Origin of the sequence: Roseicyclus mahoneyensis (genome assembly GCF_003148775.1) — a bacterium.
Taxonomy (GTDB): Bacteria; Pseudomonadota; Alphaproteobacteria; order Rhodobacterales; family Rhodobacteraceae; genus Roseicyclus; species Roseicyclus mahoneyensis.
This window is the reverse complement of sequence record NZ_QGGW01000007.1, coordinates 198,580-217,247: the sequence shown is the minus strand read 5'-3', so window position 1 is coordinate 217,247 and position 18,668 is coordinate 198,580. Positions and strand designations below refer to the sequence as shown.

General features: G+C 64.3%; 20 protein-coding genes and 1 pseudogene. 9 read left to right on the top strand and 12 right to left on the bottom strand.

What is annotated here, in order from left to right; all coding sequences use genetic code 11:
• Nucleotides 1-95: 95 nt before the first annotated feature.
• From C7455_RS14900 to C7455_RS14890, 3 genes and pseudogenes are all read right to left on the bottom strand, one after another.
• Nucleotides 96-206: pseudogene (locus C7455_RS14900) on the bottom strand (transposase); the annotation flags it as partial.
• Nucleotides 207-273: 67 nt separating this feature from the next.
• Nucleotides 274-672 carry a RidA family protein gene (locus tag C7455_RS14895; RefSeq protein ID WP_109669502.1) on the bottom strand — a complete coding sequence of 133 codons (399 nt, stop codon included), beginning with the start codon at nucleotides 670-672 and terminating at the stop codon, nucleotides 274-276.
• 82 nt (nucleotides 673-754) lie between these two features.
• Nucleotides 755-1,741 (bottom strand): alpha/beta fold hydrolase, encoded by a 987-nt coding sequence (locus tag C7455_RS14890; RefSeq protein WP_245904353.1) that lies wholly within the window; start codon nucleotides 1,739-1,741, stop codon nucleotides 755-757.
• A gap of 187 nt (nucleotides 1,742-1,928) precedes the next feature.
• On the opposite strand from C7455_RS14890, the gene C7455_RS14885 reads away from it, so the two are divergent.
• Nucleotides 1,929-2,903 carry a LysR family transcriptional regulator gene (locus C7455_RS14885; RefSeq protein ID WP_245904352.1) on the top strand — a complete coding sequence of 325 codons (975 nt, stop codon included), beginning with the start codon at nucleotides 1,929-1,931 and terminating at the stop codon, nucleotides 2,901-2,903.
• A 50-nt stretch (nucleotides 2,904-2,953) separates the two neighbouring features.
• Here C7455_RS14885 and C7455_RS14880 read toward each other — a convergent pair whose 3' ends face one another.
• A complete protein-coding gene (locus C7455_RS14880) occupies nucleotides 2,954-3,838 on the bottom strand; it encodes a LysR family transcriptional regulator (protein ID WP_245904351.1) in 885 nt (294 codons plus the stop codon).
• Nucleotides 3,839-3,949: 111 nt separating this feature from the next.
• On the opposite strand from C7455_RS14880, the gene C7455_RS14875 reads away from it, so the two are divergent.
• The 4 genes from C7455_RS14875 to C7455_RS14860 all read left to right on the top strand — a co-directional run bounded on the left by C7455_RS14875 (nucleotide 3,950) and on the right by C7455_RS14860 (nucleotide 7,118).
• Nucleotides 3,950-4,528, top strand: a complete 579-nt coding sequence (locus tag C7455_RS14875; protein ID WP_109669498.1) for an NAD(P)H-dependent oxidoreductase — start codon at nucleotides 3,950-3,952, stop codon at nucleotides 4,526-4,528.
• A 3-nt stretch (nucleotides 4,529-4,531) separates the two neighbouring features.
• Nucleotides 4,532-4,939, top strand: coding sequence for a DUF6220 domain-containing protein (locus tag C7455_RS14870; RefSeq protein WP_109669496.1), 408 nt, complete (start codon nucleotides 4,532-4,534; stop codon nucleotides 4,937-4,939).
• Between the two features lie 191 nt (nucleotides 4,940-5,130).
• On the top strand, nucleotides 5,131-5,805 hold the full coding sequence (locus C7455_RS14865) for a response regulator transcription factor (protein ID WP_109669494.1): 675 nt from the start codon (nucleotides 5,131-5,133) through the stop codon (nucleotides 5,803-5,805).
• Nucleotides 5,802-7,118 (top strand): sensor histidine kinase, encoded by a 1,317-nt coding sequence (locus C7455_RS14860; RefSeq protein ID WP_109669493.1) that lies wholly within the window; start codon nucleotides 5,802-5,804, stop codon nucleotides 7,116-7,118. Before C7455_RS14865 ends, C7455_RS14860 begins: the two co-directional genes overlap by 4 nt.
• Nucleotides 7,119-7,280: 162 nt before the next feature.
• Here C7455_RS14860 and C7455_RS20175 read toward each other — a convergent pair whose 3' ends face one another.
• Nucleotides 7,281-7,451: a hypothetical protein gene (locus C7455_RS20175; RefSeq protein ID WP_170119097.1), complete on the bottom strand. Its 171-nt coding sequence runs from the start codon at nucleotides 7,449-7,451 to the stop codon at nucleotides 7,281-7,283.
• A gap of 289 nt (nucleotides 7,452-7,740) precedes the next feature.
• Nucleotides 7,741-8,673, bottom strand: a complete 933-nt coding sequence (locus tag C7455_RS14855) for an AraC family transcriptional regulator (RefSeq protein WP_109669491.1) — start codon at nucleotides 8,671-8,673, stop codon at nucleotides 7,741-7,743.
• Between the two features lie 96 nt (nucleotides 8,674-8,769).
• Between C7455_RS14855 and C7455_RS14850 the strand changes: the two genes are divergently transcribed.
• Both C7455_RS14850 and C7455_RS14845 read left to right on the top strand, forming a co-directional pair.
• Nucleotides 8,770-9,528 carry an SDR family oxidoreductase gene (locus C7455_RS14850; RefSeq protein ID WP_109669490.1) on the top strand — a complete coding sequence of 253 codons (759 nt, stop codon included), beginning with the start codon at nucleotides 8,770-8,772 and terminating at the stop codon, nucleotides 9,526-9,528.
• Nucleotides 9,529-9,590: 62 nt separating this feature from the next.
• Nucleotides 9,591-10,529, top strand: a complete 939-nt coding sequence (locus tag C7455_RS14845; RefSeq protein WP_109669565.1) for an alpha/beta hydrolase family protein — start codon at nucleotides 9,591-9,593, stop codon at nucleotides 10,527-10,529.
• A gap of 5 nt (nucleotides 10,530-10,534) precedes the next feature.
• Here C7455_RS14845 and C7455_RS14840 read toward each other — a convergent pair whose 3' ends face one another.
• Nucleotides 10,535-10,741 (bottom strand): ParD-like family protein, encoded by a 207-nt coding sequence (locus C7455_RS14840; protein WP_109669488.1) that lies wholly within the window; start codon nucleotides 10,739-10,741, stop codon nucleotides 10,535-10,537.
• 116 nt (nucleotides 10,742-10,857) lie between these two features.
• Between C7455_RS14840 and map the strand changes: the two genes are divergently transcribed.
• Both map and C7455_RS14830 read left to right on the top strand, forming a co-directional pair.
• Nucleotides 10,858-11,712 (top strand): type I methionyl aminopeptidase, encoded by an 855-nt coding sequence (map, locus tag C7455_RS14835; RefSeq protein ID WP_211315499.1) that lies wholly within the window; start codon nucleotides 10,858-10,860, stop codon nucleotides 11,710-11,712.
• Nucleotides 11,713-11,788: 76 nt separating this feature from the next.
• Nucleotides 11,789-12,835 (top strand): alpha/beta hydrolase, encoded by a 1,047-nt coding sequence (locus tag C7455_RS14830; protein ID WP_245904350.1) that lies wholly within the window; start codon nucleotides 11,789-11,791, stop codon nucleotides 12,833-12,835.
• 148 nt (nucleotides 12,836-12,983) lie between these two features.
• Here C7455_RS14830 and C7455_RS14825 read toward each other — a convergent pair whose 3' ends face one another.
• The 5 genes from C7455_RS14825 to C7455_RS14805 all read right to left on the bottom strand — a co-directional run bounded on the left by C7455_RS14825 (nucleotide 12,984) and on the right by C7455_RS14805 (nucleotide 18,605).
• Nucleotides 12,984-13,937: a CPBP family intramembrane glutamic endopeptidase gene (locus C7455_RS14825; RefSeq protein ID WP_109669487.1), complete on the bottom strand. Its 954-nt coding sequence runs from the start codon at nucleotides 13,935-13,937 to the stop codon at nucleotides 12,984-12,986.
• 77 nt (nucleotides 13,938-14,014) lie between these two features.
• Nucleotides 14,015-14,434, bottom strand: a complete 420-nt coding sequence (locus tag C7455_RS14820) for a GNAT family N-acetyltransferase (RefSeq protein WP_109669485.1) — start codon at nucleotides 14,432-14,434, stop codon at nucleotides 14,015-14,017.
• Between the two features lie 112 nt (nucleotides 14,435-14,546).
• A complete protein-coding gene (locus tag C7455_RS14815) occupies nucleotides 14,547-15,572 on the bottom strand; it encodes an alpha/beta hydrolase (protein ID WP_211315498.1) in 1,026 nt (341 codons plus the stop codon).
• Nucleotides 15,573-15,694: 122 nt separating this feature from the next.
• Nucleotides 15,695-17,866, bottom strand: coding sequence for a prolyl oligopeptidase family serine peptidase (locus C7455_RS14810; protein WP_109669483.1), 2,172 nt, complete (start codon nucleotides 17,864-17,866; stop codon nucleotides 15,695-15,697).
• Nucleotides 17,867-17,987: 121 nt separating this feature from the next.
• Nucleotides 17,988-18,605, bottom strand: coding sequence for a TetR family transcriptional regulator (locus tag C7455_RS14805; protein WP_109669482.1), 618 nt, complete (start codon nucleotides 18,603-18,605; stop codon nucleotides 17,988-17,990).
• Between the last annotated feature and the right edge of the window lie 63 nt (nucleotides 18,606-18,668).

The window sequence follows — 18,668 nt, the reverse complement described above, 5'->3', positions numbered from 1 at the left end:
CCTGCGTTTCGACATATTCTGATCTCCTCGTCTTGGGGATCAGCAGACCTCAGATCGTAGCTTCCGTCACTGTCCAATTTTCGGGGGGTAGCTCACGTCGCAGAACTCACCCCGTGCTTGCGGCAGACATCAGCCGTGAGCATTCCGGCCTCCTGCTCTTTCAGCATCGCGATGATCTGCTCCTCGCTGAACCTCGATCGCTTCATTGTCCGTCTCCTCGTTTGGAGCGGATTCTACCTCAAACTGGAGGAAGATGCGGGGCTCAGTTCCGCTTCAATGAGCTTCAGGCACGCGGGCCACGACCTTGATCTCGAAATCAAAACCGGCAAGCCAGTTCACCCCGACCGCCGTCCATGTCGGATGTGGCGCCGCCGGAAAATACCGATCCTTCACCGGCATGATCGTCCCGAACTGCGTTTCGGGGTCGGTGTGGAAGGTGGTCACGTCGATGATGTCGTCGAAGCTCGATCCAGCCGCCGTGAGCACGGCGTCGAGATTCTGGAACGCCAACTCGACCTGCTTGGCGAAATCAGGCTCTGGAGAGCCGTCAGTGCGGCTGCCGACCTGCCCGGAGATGAAGAGGAGATCGCCGGAGCGAACTGCCGCGGAGTAGCCATGCGCCTCGTAAAGCGCGTGCCGGTTTGCGGGGAAGATAGCTTCTCGCTTGGACATGGATCGTATCCCTTGATGAGGAAGATTGTTGGCGGTGGCAAAGTTGGGGACGGCGCGGCGCCGACGCCGCGCCGTTGGTCGCCTAACCGGTGATGAAGGCGAGCAGATCGGCGTTCAGCACATCGGCATTCACCGTCAGCATGCCGTGCGAGAACCCGGGATAGGTCTTGAGCGTGCCATCGGGCAAAAGATCGACGGCCCTCAGGGCCGATGCGGCGATCGGCACCACCTGATCGTCCTCGCCATGCAGCACGAGGGTGGGCACCGTCATCGCCCTCAGATCCTCGGTCTGATCGGTCTCGGAAAAGGCCTTGATGCCGTCGTAATGCGCCTTCGCACTTCCCATCATGCCCTGACGCCACCAGTTCTGAATCACGCCCTCCTGCGCCTCAACGCCTTCCCGGTTGAAGCCGTAGAAGGGCCCTGCGGGAACGTCGCGGAAGAATTGCGCGCGATTGCCGGAAAGCGCTGCGCGGAACCCGTCGAAGACCTCCATCGGCGTGCCCTCGGGATTGGCCTCGGTCCGCAGCATCAGCGGCGGGATGGCGGCGACCAGAACGGCCTTCGCGACCCGCCCCGCCGGGGCACCATACCGCGCCACGTAGCGCGCCACCTCTCCGCCACCGGTGGAATGGCCGATATGGACGGCGTTGGTCAGGTCCAGCGCCTGTGCAACAGCAAAGGCATCGGCGGCGTAGTGGTCGATATCATGGCCCTCGGTCACCTGACCGGAGCGTCCGTGCCCCCGCCGGTCATGCGCGACGACGCGATACCCGTGGGCGAGGAAGAAGAGCATCTGCGCATCCCAGTCGTCCGAGCTGAGCGGCCAGCCGTGGTGGAAGACGACGGGCTGGGCGTCTCGCGGGCCCCAGTCCTTGTAGAAGATCTGAACGTGATCGTCGGTGGTCACATAACCCATTGATTTTCCTCCTTGGGAAAGGTCGGTTGTGGTCAATTCGGTGGCATGGGCGGTCTTCAGTGGAAGGCCGGCGCTGGCCGCGAGCGCCGAGGTCGCGATGAGGGCGGTGCGGCGGCTGAGCGGAAAGCTCGGTTTGGGTGTGTCAGGCACGATCTTGCTCCATTGGCGTTTGACGGGACGGCGCGACGACAGGCGACAGGTGGAACACTGGCAAAGCGCGCCTGCCCCCCTGTCGGGCAGGGTCCGGTCCCGCGGCACAGCAGGCCGCGATTGACCGGAATATCTGCGGCGTTGGCTATTCGCGTTAGTCCAAGGCGGCTTGCTTTTCTTTCAATGGATGGTTGAAAGTCTGGGGATGGAAACGCTCTCGAACCTTGAAGCCTTCGTGCGCAGCGCCGAGGCGGGCAGTTTTTCCGCTGCCGCCCGCAGGCTTGCCCTGACACCCGCCGCGGTCAGCCGCAGCGTCGCCATGTTGGAGCGTAATCTGGGCGTCCGGCTGTTCCACCGCTCGACCCGCAAGTTGCGGCTGACCGAGGCGGGAGAGAATTTTCTGGCCTCGATCGGCGGCCCGCTTGACCAACTGCAGGGCGCCATCGCCACCGTCGGCGCCGATGGACCGGCGCCAGCAGGCACGCTCAAGCTCAGCATGCCACCTTCCTTCGGTGCGGCGCATGTGCTGCCGCTTCTGCCCGGGTTTCTCGCGCGCTATCCGCTGATCCGGGCCGAGTGGCATTTCGAAAACCGCGTCGTCGATCTGGTCGCCGAAGGCTATGATGCCGCCATCGGCGGGGCCATCGAGCGTGCGCCGGGTACGGTCGCCCGCACGCTTGCGCCGCTCCACATCATAGCCGTCGCGTCGCCTGCCTACATGACGGGCAGGCGCAGTCCGACCAATCCGGCGGAACTTGCCGATCTTGACGGGATTGCGATGCGCGTGCTGCGGACGGGACGCATCCGGCACTTCACCCTGCGCGACGCAGCCGGCCGCGAGATGGTGCCCGCGCTCAACGAGACCATCGTCCTGAGCGAGCCCATCGCAATCCGCGAGGCCGCTAAGCTTGGGCTCGGAGTAGCCCTTCTGGCCGTGGCCGAGGTGTTGTCGGATCTCGAAGAGGGGCGACTGATCCGCCTTCTGCCGGACTGGTATGCCGATGATGGCGGGATTTCGGTCTACTACGCCTCTCGCAGCTTTCTCCCGGCCAAGACGCGCGCGTTCATCGACTGGATCGATGCAGCGTTCAAGGGAAGCAAGCTCCCCGAGCGCTTCAATGGTCAGCCGCCCCGGCACTCGTCAGGCCCCATCCAGCGCTGACCCCGCTCATCGGTGACGGTAGCGGTCCAAGCCTAGCGATTGGCTGAAGATCATCCGCCTGCCCGCTGAAACACGGCGCGGATGACATTTGCCACATGTTGCACGGCTGTGTCGCGCGTCTGACGGGCGTGCCAGGCCATGTGCAACGGGAAGCCCTCGACCGGGACCGGCGGTCGGTGAAGGACCAGATCGAATTCGGACTGGGCCGCCAAGCTGTGCTGTGGAAGCATGGCGATCAGGTCGGTCTCGGCCAAAACCTTCGGCACAAGCTGGAATGACGCAACCGAAAGACCGACGCGTCGCCGTCGTCCGGATGCCGCCAATTGCGCATCGAGGGGCGTTCGAAGATCGCCGCGACCGGACACGACGACATGCGGCCAGGCCAGCCAGGCATCGAGAGTGAAGTCGGCAGCAGCCGGATGATTCCGGCGCATGGCAACCACATAGTCGACGTCGAGCAATTTCCGAATCTCGACGTTCTCGATCTCCCGATCCAGGACAGCGATGGCAAGGTCCGTCGCCCCGTCCAGAATTTCCCGTATCACGGCATCTTGGCCCTGCCACGGCTTGAACACGATGGTGATGCCCGGTGCAGTCCTTGAGATCTCCTCGATCAAGGGGCAGGCCAGCATCGCGGCGGGATCGTCCGCTGTCGTGATGCGCACAACGCGTTCGATCCGGTCCAACGGCACGTCCCCGCGATCGAGCAGCGCCTCCACCTCCGACAGGATCGACCTGAGCGGCGCGCGCAGCCTCTCGGCCAACAGCGTGCGGGTCATGCCGCCGCGTCCGCGCTCGAGCAAGGGATCCCCGAACAGGTCCCGACACCTCTGCAGGGCGCTCGAGACGGCCGGCTGAGACATGTTCAGCCGATGCGCGGCACGGCTGACATGCGCCTCGTCGAGCAGCGCGTCGAGGACGACGAGAAGGTTCATGTCGATGCTGCGTAAATTCATCCAAAGAATAATATAATATCTTTTATATCCATTGGAAGAATTTTTTGACGAGACCATCTTCGGAGCATTTCCAAGCCTAAGGAGGCTCCAATGACCCAGACCCTCATCTTGCTCTTTCACCCCGACCTCGCGAAATCGAAGACGAATGCCGCATTGCAAGCCGCCGCCCGGACAGTTGCCGGTGTGCAAGTGGTGGACATGCACGCCCGATATCCCGGCGGCCGTGTCGACATGCACGCCGATGGCGAAGCCGAGGCGCGCGCGCTTCTGGAAGCCGACCGGATCGTTCTCCAGTTTCCGATCCAGTGGTATTCGACCCCCGCTCTGCTTAAGGCATGGCAGGATGTCGTGCTGACGCGGATGTACTACATCCACGCCGCGACAGAGGGTGACAGGCTGGCCGGAACGCCGCTCATGATCGCCGCGACGGCGGGCAATACACCTGATGCCTACGGCCCCGGTGGCGCCAACCACTTCACGATGGAGGAACTCATGGCGCCGCTCAAGGCGACAGCCCTACGCTGCGGCCTGCCGTGGCATCCGCCGCATCTGGTGTTCCGGGCCGACAGGCTGGAGCCGGCGCAACTGGCTGCGGCCCAAGAGAGCTACCTCCGCGCCCTGACGGACTTCATCGCGGCAACAACCATTCTCGATCAGACGGCGGCCTGAACCATGACAAAAGCGACCCACGACACGCTGGCCGATCTTGACCTCGGCACGCCCGCCCCGTTCACCGCCGCGGCGTTCGCCCTGCCCGCGCTGCTCGCCTGTCAGTTCCTTCTCGCCGGACAGTCGCTCTTCGCCGGGCTGCCCTGGGACCTGCACGGCGCGCTTGGCGGCCTCATCGCGATCCCGGTCTTCACGCTCCTCGGCTATTCCCTAGCCATGCGGCGTCTTCGGGGCTTCGGATGGTGGGCCGGTGTGATCGGGCTTCTCTATGCGCTTCAACTCGCGCTCGCATCGTTCGGCCCGGGCGCCCTTGCCCTTCACCCCTTCAACGCGGCGCTCCTGCTGACGGCATCCCTCATCTTCCTGCTCAAGGTCGAGCGGCGGCGCGCCGCATCTGCCCACGAAAGCTGACCGAGCCACCTGACGGCACCACGGCCCCTGCGCAGAGCCAGCTCCGCAACCACCCATCGGAGAAAATCCGCGTGTTTTCGATCTTGGCCGGTTGCCGCTTGCAGGTCTTGGGCGACTTGGCCTAGGTCGCCCCCGAAAAAGCAGGGGAAATGCCCCCTACTCAAAAAATCCGAACAGTTTGAGGCAGCGCCATGAGGATCCTTCTGGTCGAAGACGAGCTTCGGCTTGCAGACTCGTTGCGAAAGGTCCTCGAACGGGAACGGTTCGTCGTGGATCACGCCGACGGGGTCGAGGCCGCCCGGGACGCCAGCAGGCTCGGATCGTTTGATCTCGTCCTGCTCGACCGGTCTTTGCCCGACGGCGAAGGCCTGTCGCTGCTTCCCGCCCTGCGGGCTGGCAGCCCCGGGGTCCATGTCATCGTGCTGAGTGCCCGCAACGGGGTAGATGACCGTGTCGCGGGGCTTGATTGCGGGGCGGACGACTATCTCACCAAACCTTTTTCCATCGACGAGATGCTCGCACGCATCCGGGCAGTCCGTCGCCGTCCTGTCGAACTGGCCGGCGCGACGATCCGGGCCGGATCGCTCGTTTTCGACCTCGCGCACGAGGACGTGGAGGTGGATGGCGCGCGGATCGACCTGCCGCGGCGGGAGCTGCGGGTCCTTGCGGCGCTGATCCGGCGTCGCGGGCGAACCGTGCAGCGCGAGACGCTGGAGAACGCGGTGTTTGGCTTCGATGACGAAATCCAGTCCAACACGCTCGACAGCCATATCTCCCGTCTGCGGCGAAGATTGACCGCCGCCGGGGCAAGGATCGAGATCCACCCCATCCGGGGGGTCGGCTACCTGCTGCGCGAAGCCCCATGACACGGTCGCCGTCACTGAAACGACCCCTGATCGTCTATCCGCTGGTCTTTCATTTCGTCACGCTTCTGGTGTCCTTCTCGATCCTGATCGCGGTCGCACTCCGCATCGACAGTGGCGGGCCCTACACGGATGAACGGATCATCCCGATCATCGCAGACGCGGTGGAACGCGACGCCGCCGGCGGCCTTTCCGTGGTGATGACGTGGGACTTGGCCGATCTGCGCACCGAGGCGCCCGACCTCTGGTTCGTGGCCGAGGACGACCAAGGGGAAAGGGTGGTCTTCGGCACGGTTCCCGAACACTACGCCTCGCTGCTGGGCCGCCTGAGCGACCTGTCCTATGCACAGCTGCGGGGCCGCGTCGCGCCCTACGAGCTGGCAGCCGTGATCCGGAGGGAGACCACGGAGATCGGCACCCTGACCATCCTCGGCCATGGCGCGCTGTCGGAACTGGGCTTCATGGTGGTGTTCGCGACCAACACGATCATCCTTCCGATCTTCGCGCTTCTGACGCTGACCTCCCTCCTCGTCACACCCTGGATCGTCAGGCGATCGCTCGCAGGCGTGTCGCGCATCGCGCGGGAGGCGGAGGAGATCGACGCGGACAGCCGCGGGCGCCGTCTGAGCGAAACCTATGTCCCGCAAGAGATCGCGCCACTGGTGCGGGCGGTGAACGACGCCCTCAGCCGCCTTGACGACGGATATGAGCGCCAAAGGCGGTTCATCGCCTCGGCCTCGCACGAGCTGCGCACGCCCATCGCCGTTCTGGCGAGCAAGGTTGATACGGCCGAAAGCAGGGCCGTCCGGGCCTTGGCGCTCGATGTGCAGCGGCTGGCGACCATGACCGAACAACTGCTCGACCTGCACCGCCTCGAAAACAACCGCCAGGAAATGGCCTTCGAGCTTGCCGCCGTCGGACGGCGGGTTGTCGCGGATCTGGCGCCGCTCGTCATCGCCAGCGGAGGGTCCATCTCGCTTGACGTCGTGGACAGCGAAACCTGCACCGGCGACGCGGCAGCGTTGGAGCGGGTGCTCATGAACCTGGTTCAAAACGCGATGGACCACGGCGGGACCAATATTGTCGTCCGTGTCCTTGGCACGGCCTTCGAGGTCGAGGACGACGGCCCGGGCATCCCGCCCCATGAACGTGAACGCGTGTTCGAGCCCTTTCACCGCCTTCGGCCACGCGCCACAGGAACCGGCCTTGGCCTCAACCTCGTGCGGGAGGTCATGGACCAACATGGTGGCAAGGTCGAGATCCGCGATGCGCCCGGGGGCGGCACCGTCTTTCGCGTTGACTTGGGTGGGGTTTGAGGAACGGGCAAACCACAAGGCTCGATTTGGCCTTGCCCGTTCCACGCATGTGGTCCCGGGTGAGTCCGAGGCGCTCGACGCTGGCCCCGGCGACATCCGGATGCTCAGTCGTCGCCGGTCGAGCGGCAAACCTGTCGGATTGCGTCCAAGAACCGGACCGCGTCAGCATTCCCACCGGCTCGGGTCGCGGCTGCAGCGCTGCTCGCGCCCCCGATCGTACATGATCTGGGCATTGAGCGCGGTCTCGCTGGTCAGGTTCTGCCGTTGGGCCCTTTCGAGGGCAGCGCTGTTTTCCGACACGCACCCGGCCACCAGGGCGGCGGCTACGGCCATGAAGCAAAAGCGTGCCGCTTGAGGGCAGTGTGACAAGGGATAAACTCGCATCTTGGTTTCCTTTCGGAGTTCTGTGTGGCTGATTGCGGCGGCTGTCCGCATCGCTGCGAACCGCCGTCGCCGCGCAAGATGCCGGTGAAGATTGCGGGAACATGGCGCGGTTGGGAAAATGGCAGCCATCGCCAAGCTCACCTCGCGTCAACGGTTGGTCAGGTGGGTGTGGTCGGCCCGCCGGGCGTGCGGTCAGCCCTTGGGGTTCCCTGGGCCGGCCCGTGGTGATGGCGTCGGATCAGGCATCCTGATCGCGTTGCGCCTTGCCTTGGCGGTCGGAAAAAACACCCGGCGACATCCCTTCCTGGCGGACGAAAGCCATGGCGAAGGCGCTGGCCGAGCCATAGCCGACCCGATGCGCAATCTCGGCATTGCTCAGACCACCACGCATCAGAAGGCCCCGCGCGACCGCCATGCGCCACATCCTCGCATAATCCATCGGCGTGCAGCCGAGCGCAGACCGGAACCGGTCGAAAAATGCCGAGCGGGACAGGCCCGCGTCGCGGGCCAGCCCTGTCACGGACAGGGCGCTGTCCGGGGCGTCATGAATCCGATGCAGGGCAGCGGCGAGCCTCGGGTCCGACAATCCGCACAAAAGGCCCGGCGGAAGCGCGTGACCGGTGCTTGAGCGCAACGCCTCGATCATCAGGACTTCGAGCAAGCGTTCGAGGATCATGGAGCGGGCGGGCCGGTCTGCACCTGTCTCGTCGTGGATCATGGTGACGAGGGACATCAGCCGATCTTGCCCGGAGATATGGATCATCCGTGGCAGCAGCGACAGCAGAAGAGCCCGGTCGGGTGCGCCGAACCGGCAGTGCCCGACAAGGGCCCGCATCTCGACCGGGCCGTCAGCCGGTCCAAGGCGGAAAACGCCCGGTCCGGTCTCCAGCGGCAGCCGCGCCGTGCCGGATGGCGGCGGGACCTCGCTTGTCATCGTGAAACTGTCCATCGCCGGGACCATCACGAAATCCCCCGCTTCCAACAGCACCGGTTCTTGCCCCTTCACCACCAGACGTGCGCGCCCCTCGATGATGGCGGCATAGAACGGGCTCGCCACCTCGCTCCGTTCGACCTGCCAGCGCCCCCGGGCCACGACCATCTTCGCGATGTCCGGGCGGGGTTTGAGAAGGGCGACAACGCTGGACAGCGGGTCTGGTGCAAGGTCGGGCATGTTTCCGGACTTTTGATATATCATCTAGGAACTTAAAATATGTTTAGTCCGGCCACCCGTGTCTATCTCCCGGTCATTCAGACAACGAGAGACCCTATGCCCCGTAGCCTCATCACCGGCTGTTCCTCGGGCTTCGGACAAGCCATCGCCGCACGCTTCCTCGACGAGGGCTGGGAGGTGATCGCGACAATGCGCAGGCCCGCCACCGAGGGCTTGCCTGCCTCCGACCGCCTCCGGATCCTCCCGCTCGACGTCACTCAGCCGCAGAGCATCGCGGCGGCGCTGCATGAGGCCGGGCCGATCGACGCCCTCGTCAACAATGCCGGTGTCGGGATGCTGAACGTCCTCGAAGGTGCCGAGATCGACAAGGTGCGCGAGCTTTTCGACGTCAACGTGCTCGGCACCATGTCGATGACGCGGGCCGTGCTGCCGGCGATGCGCCAGCGGCGCGCCGGTGTGATCGTCAACATCAGTTCCAGCGTCACGCTGCGCCCCTTGCCCGCATTGTCGATCTATTCCGCCAGCAAGGCGGCGGTGAACGCCTTCACGGAAAGCTTCGCGCTTGAGGCCGCCGGATTCGGCGTGCGCGCCCGCCTCGTCCTGCCCGGCAGCGCGCCGGAAACATCGTTCGGCAAGAACGCCGTGGCCCGCATGGGCATGGATACGCCCGAAGCCTATGGCCCCTTTGTCCAAGCCTATGTCCAGTCGCTGCGGAACGTGACTGCGAAAACCTCGGCCCTGAACGTGGCGCAGGCCGTCTGGCGCGCCGTCACCGATCCCGACGCCCCGATGATGCTGCCCGCGGGGGCCGATGCCGAGGCCATGTTCCGGGACACGGCGCGTTCCGCAGCCTGACGAGCGCGTTGCATCACCTTGACCGGAGCACCCTGCCCAGATCCCTCATGGAGACCTCAGGAATGAACCGACTGATCGACCTCGCCCGGCATCTGCCGACGCCCGACCCCGCCCCAACCGTGGCCTACACACCGATCCGGTTGCCCTTGCCCGACCGCCCTGCCCTCGAGCTACGGCTGACCGCGCCGGTCGCGGGCCGTGACCTGCCCATCGTGCTCTTCTCGCACGGGCACGGGCCGTCAAACTACATTCCCTCCAAGGACGGATACGCCCCCCTTGTCCAGTTCTGGGCGGAACGCGGCCTTGCCGTCATCCAGCCGACCCACGCGAGTTCCCGCCTCGGCGGGTTGGGACCCGATCGGCCGGGGGCACCCTTCTACTGGCGCGAGAGGGTTGCCGAGATGCGCGCGATCCTCGACCAGCTTGCGCAGGTGGAACGTCAGGCCCCGGCCGTGGCGGGCCGTCTGGACCATGACCGGATCGCGGTCGCCGGGCATTCCTTTGGCGGCCACACCTCGGCGCTATTGCTTGGCGCGCGGCTGCAGGGGGAGGATTTCTCGGACCCGCGGATCGGCGCAGGTATCCTGTTGGCCGCGCCCGGTCGCGGTGGGGACGACCTGACCCCGGACAGCGCCGCGCGGTTTCCCTTCTTCGACGTGGATTACACCGCGATCCGAACGCCAATCCTCGTGGTTTGCGGGGCCGATGATAATCCCCATTTCACGCAGCGCGGTCCTGAATGGCATGCCGATGCCTTCACCGATGCGCCGGGGGCAAACGCCCTTCTGACCATCGCAGGCGTGGGCCACGGACTTGGCGGTGTCGCCGGTCTGGATGCAAAGGAGACGGAAGCGGAAAGCCCCGACGCGCTCGAGGCGACGCGGCGTCTGACGCTCGCCTGGCTGTCGAGACGTTTCGGCATCGACGCAGACACGTGGGAGAAGGGTCGAATGGCCTTGAGCGGTGCCGCCTCGGACCTGGCAACCATGGCGGAAAAATAGGCCCCTCAGGCGGCGTCGATCTCGGGCACCCTCACATCGGCAAGCTTGCGTTGCTCGGCCATGAGTTCGGTGAAGGACAGGCCAGGGTTCGCCTCGGCCAGCATACCGACCTTCATCCAGAACTCGGCCTGAGCGTTTATCGAGCGGCACATGACGGCGCTCGACTTGCGCAGCTCCTCATGCAGGTCCTCGGCGATCTTCACGATGCCCATCGGGATCTCTCCTTTTCGTCGCTATACGAATCATATACGAAACGCATATTCAATGTGATCGTCCTTCAATCGGGCGTCACCGGCAAGAGGAAATCCCAACCAGAGAGGGGCACCAGGTGGCCACCTATATCAACGTCCCTGTCGCTCCACCCGCCCCGAGCGCCCGAAGGACGGAACGCATCAAGCTCTACGGACCGGACGCCTTCGCGGGGATGCGCCGCGCGGGGGCCCTGACCGCCCGATGCCTCGACGAGATCGCCGCCCTCGTGAGGGACGGCACGCCCTTGTCCGAGATCAACACCTTCGTGCTCGACTTCGCCGCAACACATGACGCCAGACCAGCCACCTTGGGCTACAAGGGCTACGCATACGCCTGCTGCACGTCGGTCAATCACGTGGTGTGCCATGGTGCCCCTACCTCACGAAAGCTGCGCGAGGGCGATATCGTGAACGTGGATGTGACGCTTGTCCTGGACGGCTGGTATGGCGACGCCAGCCGGATGTACGCCGTAGGCAAACCCAAGATCGCCGCCGCGCGGCTGATCCGCATCGCGCATGAGGCGATGATGCGCGGCATCCGGGCTGTCCGTCCCGGCGCGCGGCTGGGCGACATCGGACATGCCATCCAGAGTTATGCTACGTCCCAGCGGTGCTCCGTCGTCCGCGACTTCTGCGGTCACGGCATCGGGCAGGTCTTTCACGACTCTCCGAACATCCTGAATGTCGGCACGCGAAACACGGGACCGGAGCTTCGCGAAGGGATGATCTTTACCGTGGAACCGATGATCAACCTCGGTCGGCCCGAGGTGAAGATGCTCACCGACAACTGGACCGCCGTGACGCGGGACAGGTCCTTGTCGGCCCAGTTCGAACATTCGATCGGCGTAACCGCGGACGGATTCGAGATCTTCACGCTTTCGGCCCAAGGCCTGCACGCGCCGGGCGTCGAACTGGCGGCGGCACACAGCTGAGCGATCCGGGCCCGTGGTCAGACCGCGGCGCGCTTGGCCCTGTTCCCACCCAAAGACTCGATGGAGCATCATCCCCATGCAACCTAAGCGCATCATCATCGCCCATCTGATCGCGATGTCCCTTGGCTTCACCATGACGTCGCTCGCAAGCGCCCAAACAGGCGGTAATCTGGAGACAGGAGACAGCATGCTGATCGAGGAAGACATCACCGCGTCGGGCCCCACAGGTCCGCTCGCGGGGACACTGACCCTGCCGAACGCGCGTGCAGCGCTACCGCCGGAGGTGCCGGTATTCCTCATCGTGCCCGGTTCCGGGCCCACGGACCGCGACGGCAATTCGCCCCTCGGCATCACGGCCGCGCCCTATAGGCTGCTGGCTGAGGCACTAGCCGAACGGGGCTACCCTTCGGTCCGCATCGACAAGCGCGGCATGTTCGGCTCCGCAGGTGCCGCCTCGGACCCGAACGATGTGACGATCGCGCTCTATGGCGACGACCTTCTCACCTGGACCGCCGCCATCCGGGACCGGCTGCCGGCGGAAGACGGCACGCGATGCATCATCCCCATTGGCCACAGCGAGGGCGGACTGGTCGCCTTGGCCGCCATGGCGCGCATGCCCGAAGCTTGCGGGTTGATCCTGATCGCCAGCATCGGCCGCCCCCTTGACGAGGTGATCCGCGAACAGCTGCGCGCCAACCCCGCGAATGCACCTTTCCTGCAGGAGGCCGAGGCCGCCCTTGCCACGCTGCGGCGCGGCGAGCGTGTCGATGCGGGCACCATCAGCCCCGCCCTGCGGCCCCTTTTTGGCGAGGAGGTTCAGGGCTTCCTGATCGACGCCATGTCCTACGATCCGACCGAGCTTGCGGCCCAGGTCGAGCGTCCCATGCTCGTGGTTCAAGGCACGCGCGACCTGCAAGTCAGCGTGGCGGACGCACGGATGCTGGCGGATGCGGCGCCCGACGCCACCCTCGCCTTGCTTCCAGACGTCAATCACGTCCTCAAGACCGTGGCATCTGAAGACCCCTTGGCGAACCTCGCGACCTATGCCGACCCGAACATTCCGATTGCGCCCTCTGTCCTCGATGCGGTTACGGACTTCGTTGAAGGCATCAAGCAGCAATAGACCCAAGCCCAGCGTGTCATTTGGCGCGGGCAAGTGCATTCTTGACGTGTGATCTGACGACAGGACGATGCGGGTCCCCGAAAACGGGTTCGCCTCGATCATTGGACATCTCTGATCGCCAGATGCATCGAAAAACACCTGATACAAATCATGTGCCCGATGTCTTCGGCGTCCGCGCGGGGCCAGACTTTCGCGTTGTCCACCAGACAATCGCGGTGATGACCAAAAGCCCGGCGCTCGGCACAAGGTTGGCAGGCGTTCCGGCGATCTCGCCACGGCTGCTCAGGTCGCCTCCCAGGTCGAGGTGGAGCGTCGTCGCAAGGACAAGGGCGCTCACGTTGTATGCCCCATGCAACACGACGGCGACCTCAAGCCCCCCGGCCCTCCATGTGATGATGCCCATTGCGCCGAACAGCACGAGATACGAGCCGAGGATGTAAGGATCGATCGTGCCGTGAAAAAGCGAGAAGAGGACGGTCGTGACGCCGATACCGAGCATTGCGCCGGACAGGGATTCACGAGTCCAGCTGCCAACAATTCGGAACATCAGGCCGCGAAACCCGTATTCCTCCCCGGCGGCGGCCAGCGGGGTGAGCGTCATGCCGATGATGAAGACCGCGACCAGATCGGCCGTGCTCCATGGGACCGGGTCACCGGGCGTCAGAAGAAATCCGACCGACATGACGATGAGGACGAAGGGGCCGAAGGCCAGCAATGCACGGCCAAACACACCGAACCGGAAGCGTCCGGCAACCGAATGCAGGGAGCGGGCGGGAAGGCCATAAAGCCAGCGCTGCAGCAGCATGCTGTAGGGAATGAGCAGAACGAGGGAAAAGACACCTGCCGCGTGCGTCAAAGGCGTGAAGCCTGTCCGCCCAAGAAGCCGGGTGTCGATCGTCGCGGCCACAGCGAGGCACAATTGCGCAAAGACAATGAGACCTGCAAAGAGCAGGACAATCGCGGCGACGCCTCGGACAATCTTCCGGTCTTCGCCGACATAGGCGCGATGGTATTCACGGTCGGCAGGAACCCGAGGTAGGCATAGATCATCGTCCGGTTCCAGGAGCCAGCTTTCGCCTTTCCGGCGCGTTTTCTCTTTCATTCGTCCCACCATGACACTTGGAGAGAATTCCGCGGGTGCGTCCGCCCACCACGTATCAAGAACCGATCCACGAAACCTCAGAGCCGCTTGACGAAAAACAGTCTCGCCTCGGTCTCCGGATAATCGTCGATCCGACCAAATTCGCTGTAGCCCAGACGCCTGTAGAACCCGGGCGCCTGAAACGAGAATGTGTCGAGCCATATCCCGCCCATCCCCCTCAAGCGTGCTTCCTCCTCGAGGCGCGCCATCAGCTGGCCGCCGATCCCCTTGCCGCGCCCCTCCTCGGCCACCGCCAACAGCTCGACGAACACCCATTTCAGATCCAGCGAAAACCGGGCGGCAAGACCACCGAGGTAAAGATCGCCTTCACGCGCCTCGAGGAACACCATCTCAGACCTGAATGATTTCCCGGCCGCCTTGGAATGGTGATCGAGAAGCGCCAAGATGCGTCCTCGTACTTCATCCTCGGAACCATGGGCTGGATGGATCTCGGTCATTGTGGTGTCCTCTCATCGGTAATTGGCGAAAACCAGTCGCTCGCTTCGCCGGGTACGTGTGCTGTGCGTGATCCCACGACCCTCCGCCGGACGTATCGGTTCCATATCCGCATCACCGAACTGAACTGTCCGGCATGCCGCGAACATTGGCTCGCAGGAACCGGCCAACTTCCTGTGCGATTTCTTCATCCTCCTCCGTTCCGCCGAACCCGCCATGCGGCATTGCCTCGAAGACATGCAATTCCGTGACAACTGCCGCCTTGCACAGTTTCCGATGCAGGCGAACAGCATTCGACAAGAACAGATCCCGGGTGCCGCTCTGGATGAAGGTCGGCGGAAACGTCGCAGTGAAGGTTCCAAACAGAGGCGACAGGTACGGATGCGCAAGGTCCGCGCCATTCGCGTAAAGCTGGTTCGCTGATATCAGCGGGTTCGGTAGGTTTACATCCAGCGTCCTGTTCGCAGAAAAACTGTCGCCCGATTCCGTCAGGTCGATTTCGGGCGAGAGCAGGATGAGGCAGGCGGGCAGCGTCAGGCCTTCGTCCTGCGCGCGCAACGCGGTTGCGAGGGCAAGGTTGCCACCAGCAGACCGACCGCCAATGATGACGTGATCAGCACCGTATTTCTGAACGGCGTACCGATAGACACTCAGACAATCGTCCAGCGCTGCCGGAAAGGGGTGATCGGGGGGCATCCGGTAGTCGATCCCATAGCACCTTATGCCGTGAAGGTCGGCAATACTGCGCGCATTTTCCCGGCATGCGTTCCCACCACCGAACACAAAGGCTCCACCGTGCAAGTCGATATAGACGATTTCGCTGTTTCGCAGGTCGGAGGGGGTCGCAATATGAACCGTGGCGGACCCGATCTGAGCGGCCGTCGCCCGTGCGGCAACGTCGGAGCGGTGTGCCTTCAGCATGGATGCGTAATGTGCGTCTGTCGCCGACCTCAGGCGGCGCCAAGCATCATGATCGTCCGGCATCGGCATCTCGTAAGAAGCGTTGATCGGGATCCCGTCCTTGCTGACCGATCCATGCAGCATCAATTGTGCGGAATGGCTGATGGATTTCGGCACCGGAACGACGCGCTCGGCGAGCCTTACGCCATTCATGCGCATAATCTCTTCCGATCTTTCCATATCGGGCTCACTCCTCTTCTCTTGGTCGACCTGGTGATCCTTCGGGAAAGTCCGATCGATCCTATACGTCAATCAAAATGTTCCGCCGCCCCGGCCAGCGGCATCCTTCCGGTCCGATCGTCTCATTCGGTTTCCGTCACCTCGAGCCCGGTCCAATGGGCGGCAAAGGCCCACATGTCGGAGAACTCGTCGATGACCATCGCGGTCGGCTTGCCTGCCCCGTGACCGGCGCGGGCTTCTACGCGCAAGAGATGCGGGCGGTTCCCGATGTCCGCCGCCTGCAATGCAGCCGCGTATTTGAACGAATGGGCCGGCACGACCCTGTTGTCGGTATCCGCCGTGGTGACGAGGACAGCCGGGTATCGCACCCCGTCCTGGATCCTGTGCAAGGGCGAATAGGACAGCAGCGTGTGAAACTCTTCCTCAACGGAGGGGCTGCCGAATTCCTGGACCCAGGTCGCGCCGCCGGTAAAGCGGTCGAACCGCAGCATGTCGAGCACCCCTACCCCCGGCAAGGCTGCCGCGAACAGGTCCGGCCTTTGGTTGACGACGGCCCCGATCAACAGTCCGCCGTTGGACTCCCCGTGGATCGCGAGCCCGTCGGAGGGCGTGATGCCTTGCTCGATCAGATATTCACCGGCAGCATTAAAGTCGTCGAAGACGTTTTGCTTGTTGGCGCGTCTGCCGGCACGGTGCCAAGCTTGGCCGTATTCGCCACCGCCCCGAATGTTCGCCACGGCATAGACGCCGCCCTGCTCGACCCAGGCCAGTGCGGCGGGCGAGAAATGCGGCACCATGCTGATCCCGAAACCGCCATAGGCATTGAGCATCGTCGGTGCCGGGCCGTCGACATCCGTGCGCCGGACGACGAACAAGGGCACGCGCGTGCCATCCTCGGACATGTAGAAATGTGGCTCGACACGGATCGTGTCGAGATCGACCGCGATCTCGGGATCCGCCCAGACAGTCGTGTCATGTGCGGCGACGTCGAGGCGCAGCACAGTCAGCGGCGCGTCATAGCTGGTGAAGGCGAAAAAGGCCTCGTTCTCGCCGGGGCGGCCGCGGACGATCCCGGTGCTGCCCGGCCCCGGCAAAGCGACAGGGCCGTCTAAGGTTCCATCCAGCCGGTAGAGCTCGGCATGCGACTGGACATCCACGGTGTAGGACAACAGGATCCGGTTGCCCACCAACAAAGACCCGCCTTCGCGGAGAACGGCATCGGGCCGTTCCGGGATCAGTTCGGAAAACTCCGGCTCCTGCTCCGCCAAGTCTATCGTCACGACCCGACCCCGTGGAGCATCCATCTGCGTCGCAAAGACAAGCTGCGTGCCGACGTTGCCCAACAAGATCCATCGATCATCATGGCTTTCCACGATGGCGCTTGGCGCGGGATCGGCTGCCCTCAGATCCGTCACCGTGACCGCAACACCCCCCGTCAGCGCGGAGGTATAGACGATCAGATAGCGGCCATCCGGCGTGACCTCGACATTGTGCAACAGCGCTTGACCCGGCGTCGGCGCATGGATCAGCCGATCTTCCGACTGGTTCGTGCCCAGTCGATGCAAATAGACAGCGTGGCCTTCGACACTGGCGCTGAAGGCGGCACCCGTTTCGGGCTCGGGGAACCGGGAATAGTAGAAGCCCGAACCATCGGGATGCCACGCGATTGTGGTGAACCGTGCCCATTCGACGCTGTCCTCCCGCATCTCGCCGGTGGCCACGTCGATCACCCGGATGGTGCGCCAGTCCGACCCGCCGTCCTGCACGGCAAAGGCCACGAAGGCGCCATCGCCAGAGACGGCCCATTCGGCCAGGGCGACAGTGCCATCCTCCGACCAGGTGTTCGGGTCGATCAGGACACGGTTCGCGCCATCTGCCCCTTCCCGCACCAGAAGCTGCGCCTGGTTGTCGAGACCGCCGCTGCGGGTGAAGAAGTAGAGACCGCCGCGCTCGAACGGTGGGGTCAGGGTTTCGTGGTCGAACATCGCCGTCAGGCGGCGCTGGAAGACATCCCGGCCAGCCAGACCCTCGAGGTAAGGCGCCGAAACCGCATTCTGCGCCTCGATCCATTCCGCAACCTCGGCGTCCTGGCGCGGGTCGTTCTCCAGCCAGCGGAACGGGTCGGCGACCGTGACGCCGAAATGCGTCTCCTCGATATCGGTCTGACGTGTTTCCGGGTAGGTCATCGGCGGGGTCTCCTGTGCCACTGCCGGGGCGATCGACATGAGCAGCGCTGTTGCGGCAGCGCCGGAAAGGTGCATCGCCATCGAGAGCGGGCCCTGTCGTTCGGTCATCTTTCGGCGCGATGGGCGGATGGATATGCGCCCGGTGAGCCGGCTTTTTCGTCCTGCCATGGTGTTGTTTCCTTCTTTTTCGGGCGCGCCATCCAGCGCTGTCCCGGGTCGGCCGCCGCTGTCAGGCGACGGCGTCGCAGATCGGGAGTGTCGCAGCCGTCCGGATCGCCGCGACGATGCGGGCGGTCGCCTCCTCCGAACTCACCTTCACGCCGTCGTTGATGACGGCCGCGCTGATCTCTTCGTCGACGAGGCGCATGGCCGCCGTGATTGCAGCTGCGCAGAGCTTGACCTCAAGATCCTCCGCACTCCGCGCCGCACGGTCGGCGACGACGCCGCGCAGCTCCATCTCGGCGGCGTGGCACGCCATGAGCCAGGCCGAGCGCAGGGCTGGTTCGCGATCCAGAACTGCTAGGATCCGGACGGCGGCGATGCCGTCCCGGATAAAGGCATCGTCAAGAGCGAAGGCCGTCATGGACCGGGCCAGGAACTCGTCGATGCTATCCGTCTTCGGCCATCGCCCAAGCAGAGCGGCAAAGCGCAGCTCGCTGACTTTCAGCACCGGCTCGACGCAGGCTTCCTTGGACCGGAAGTATCGCCAGACCGTTCGCGTCGAAAGGCCCGCCGCGGCGGCTATGTCGTCACCGCTGGTCGCATCGAAGCCCTTCTCCCAGAACAGCCTTGCGGCATGTCGGGAGACGTCGAGCCGCGCATCCTCCAGTCTCGATCCGTCTGACACTCTGTGACCTCCGTTCACGCACGGTGATACCAGTGCTGGGTCCTGTTCGTCAGGTTCTTGGGG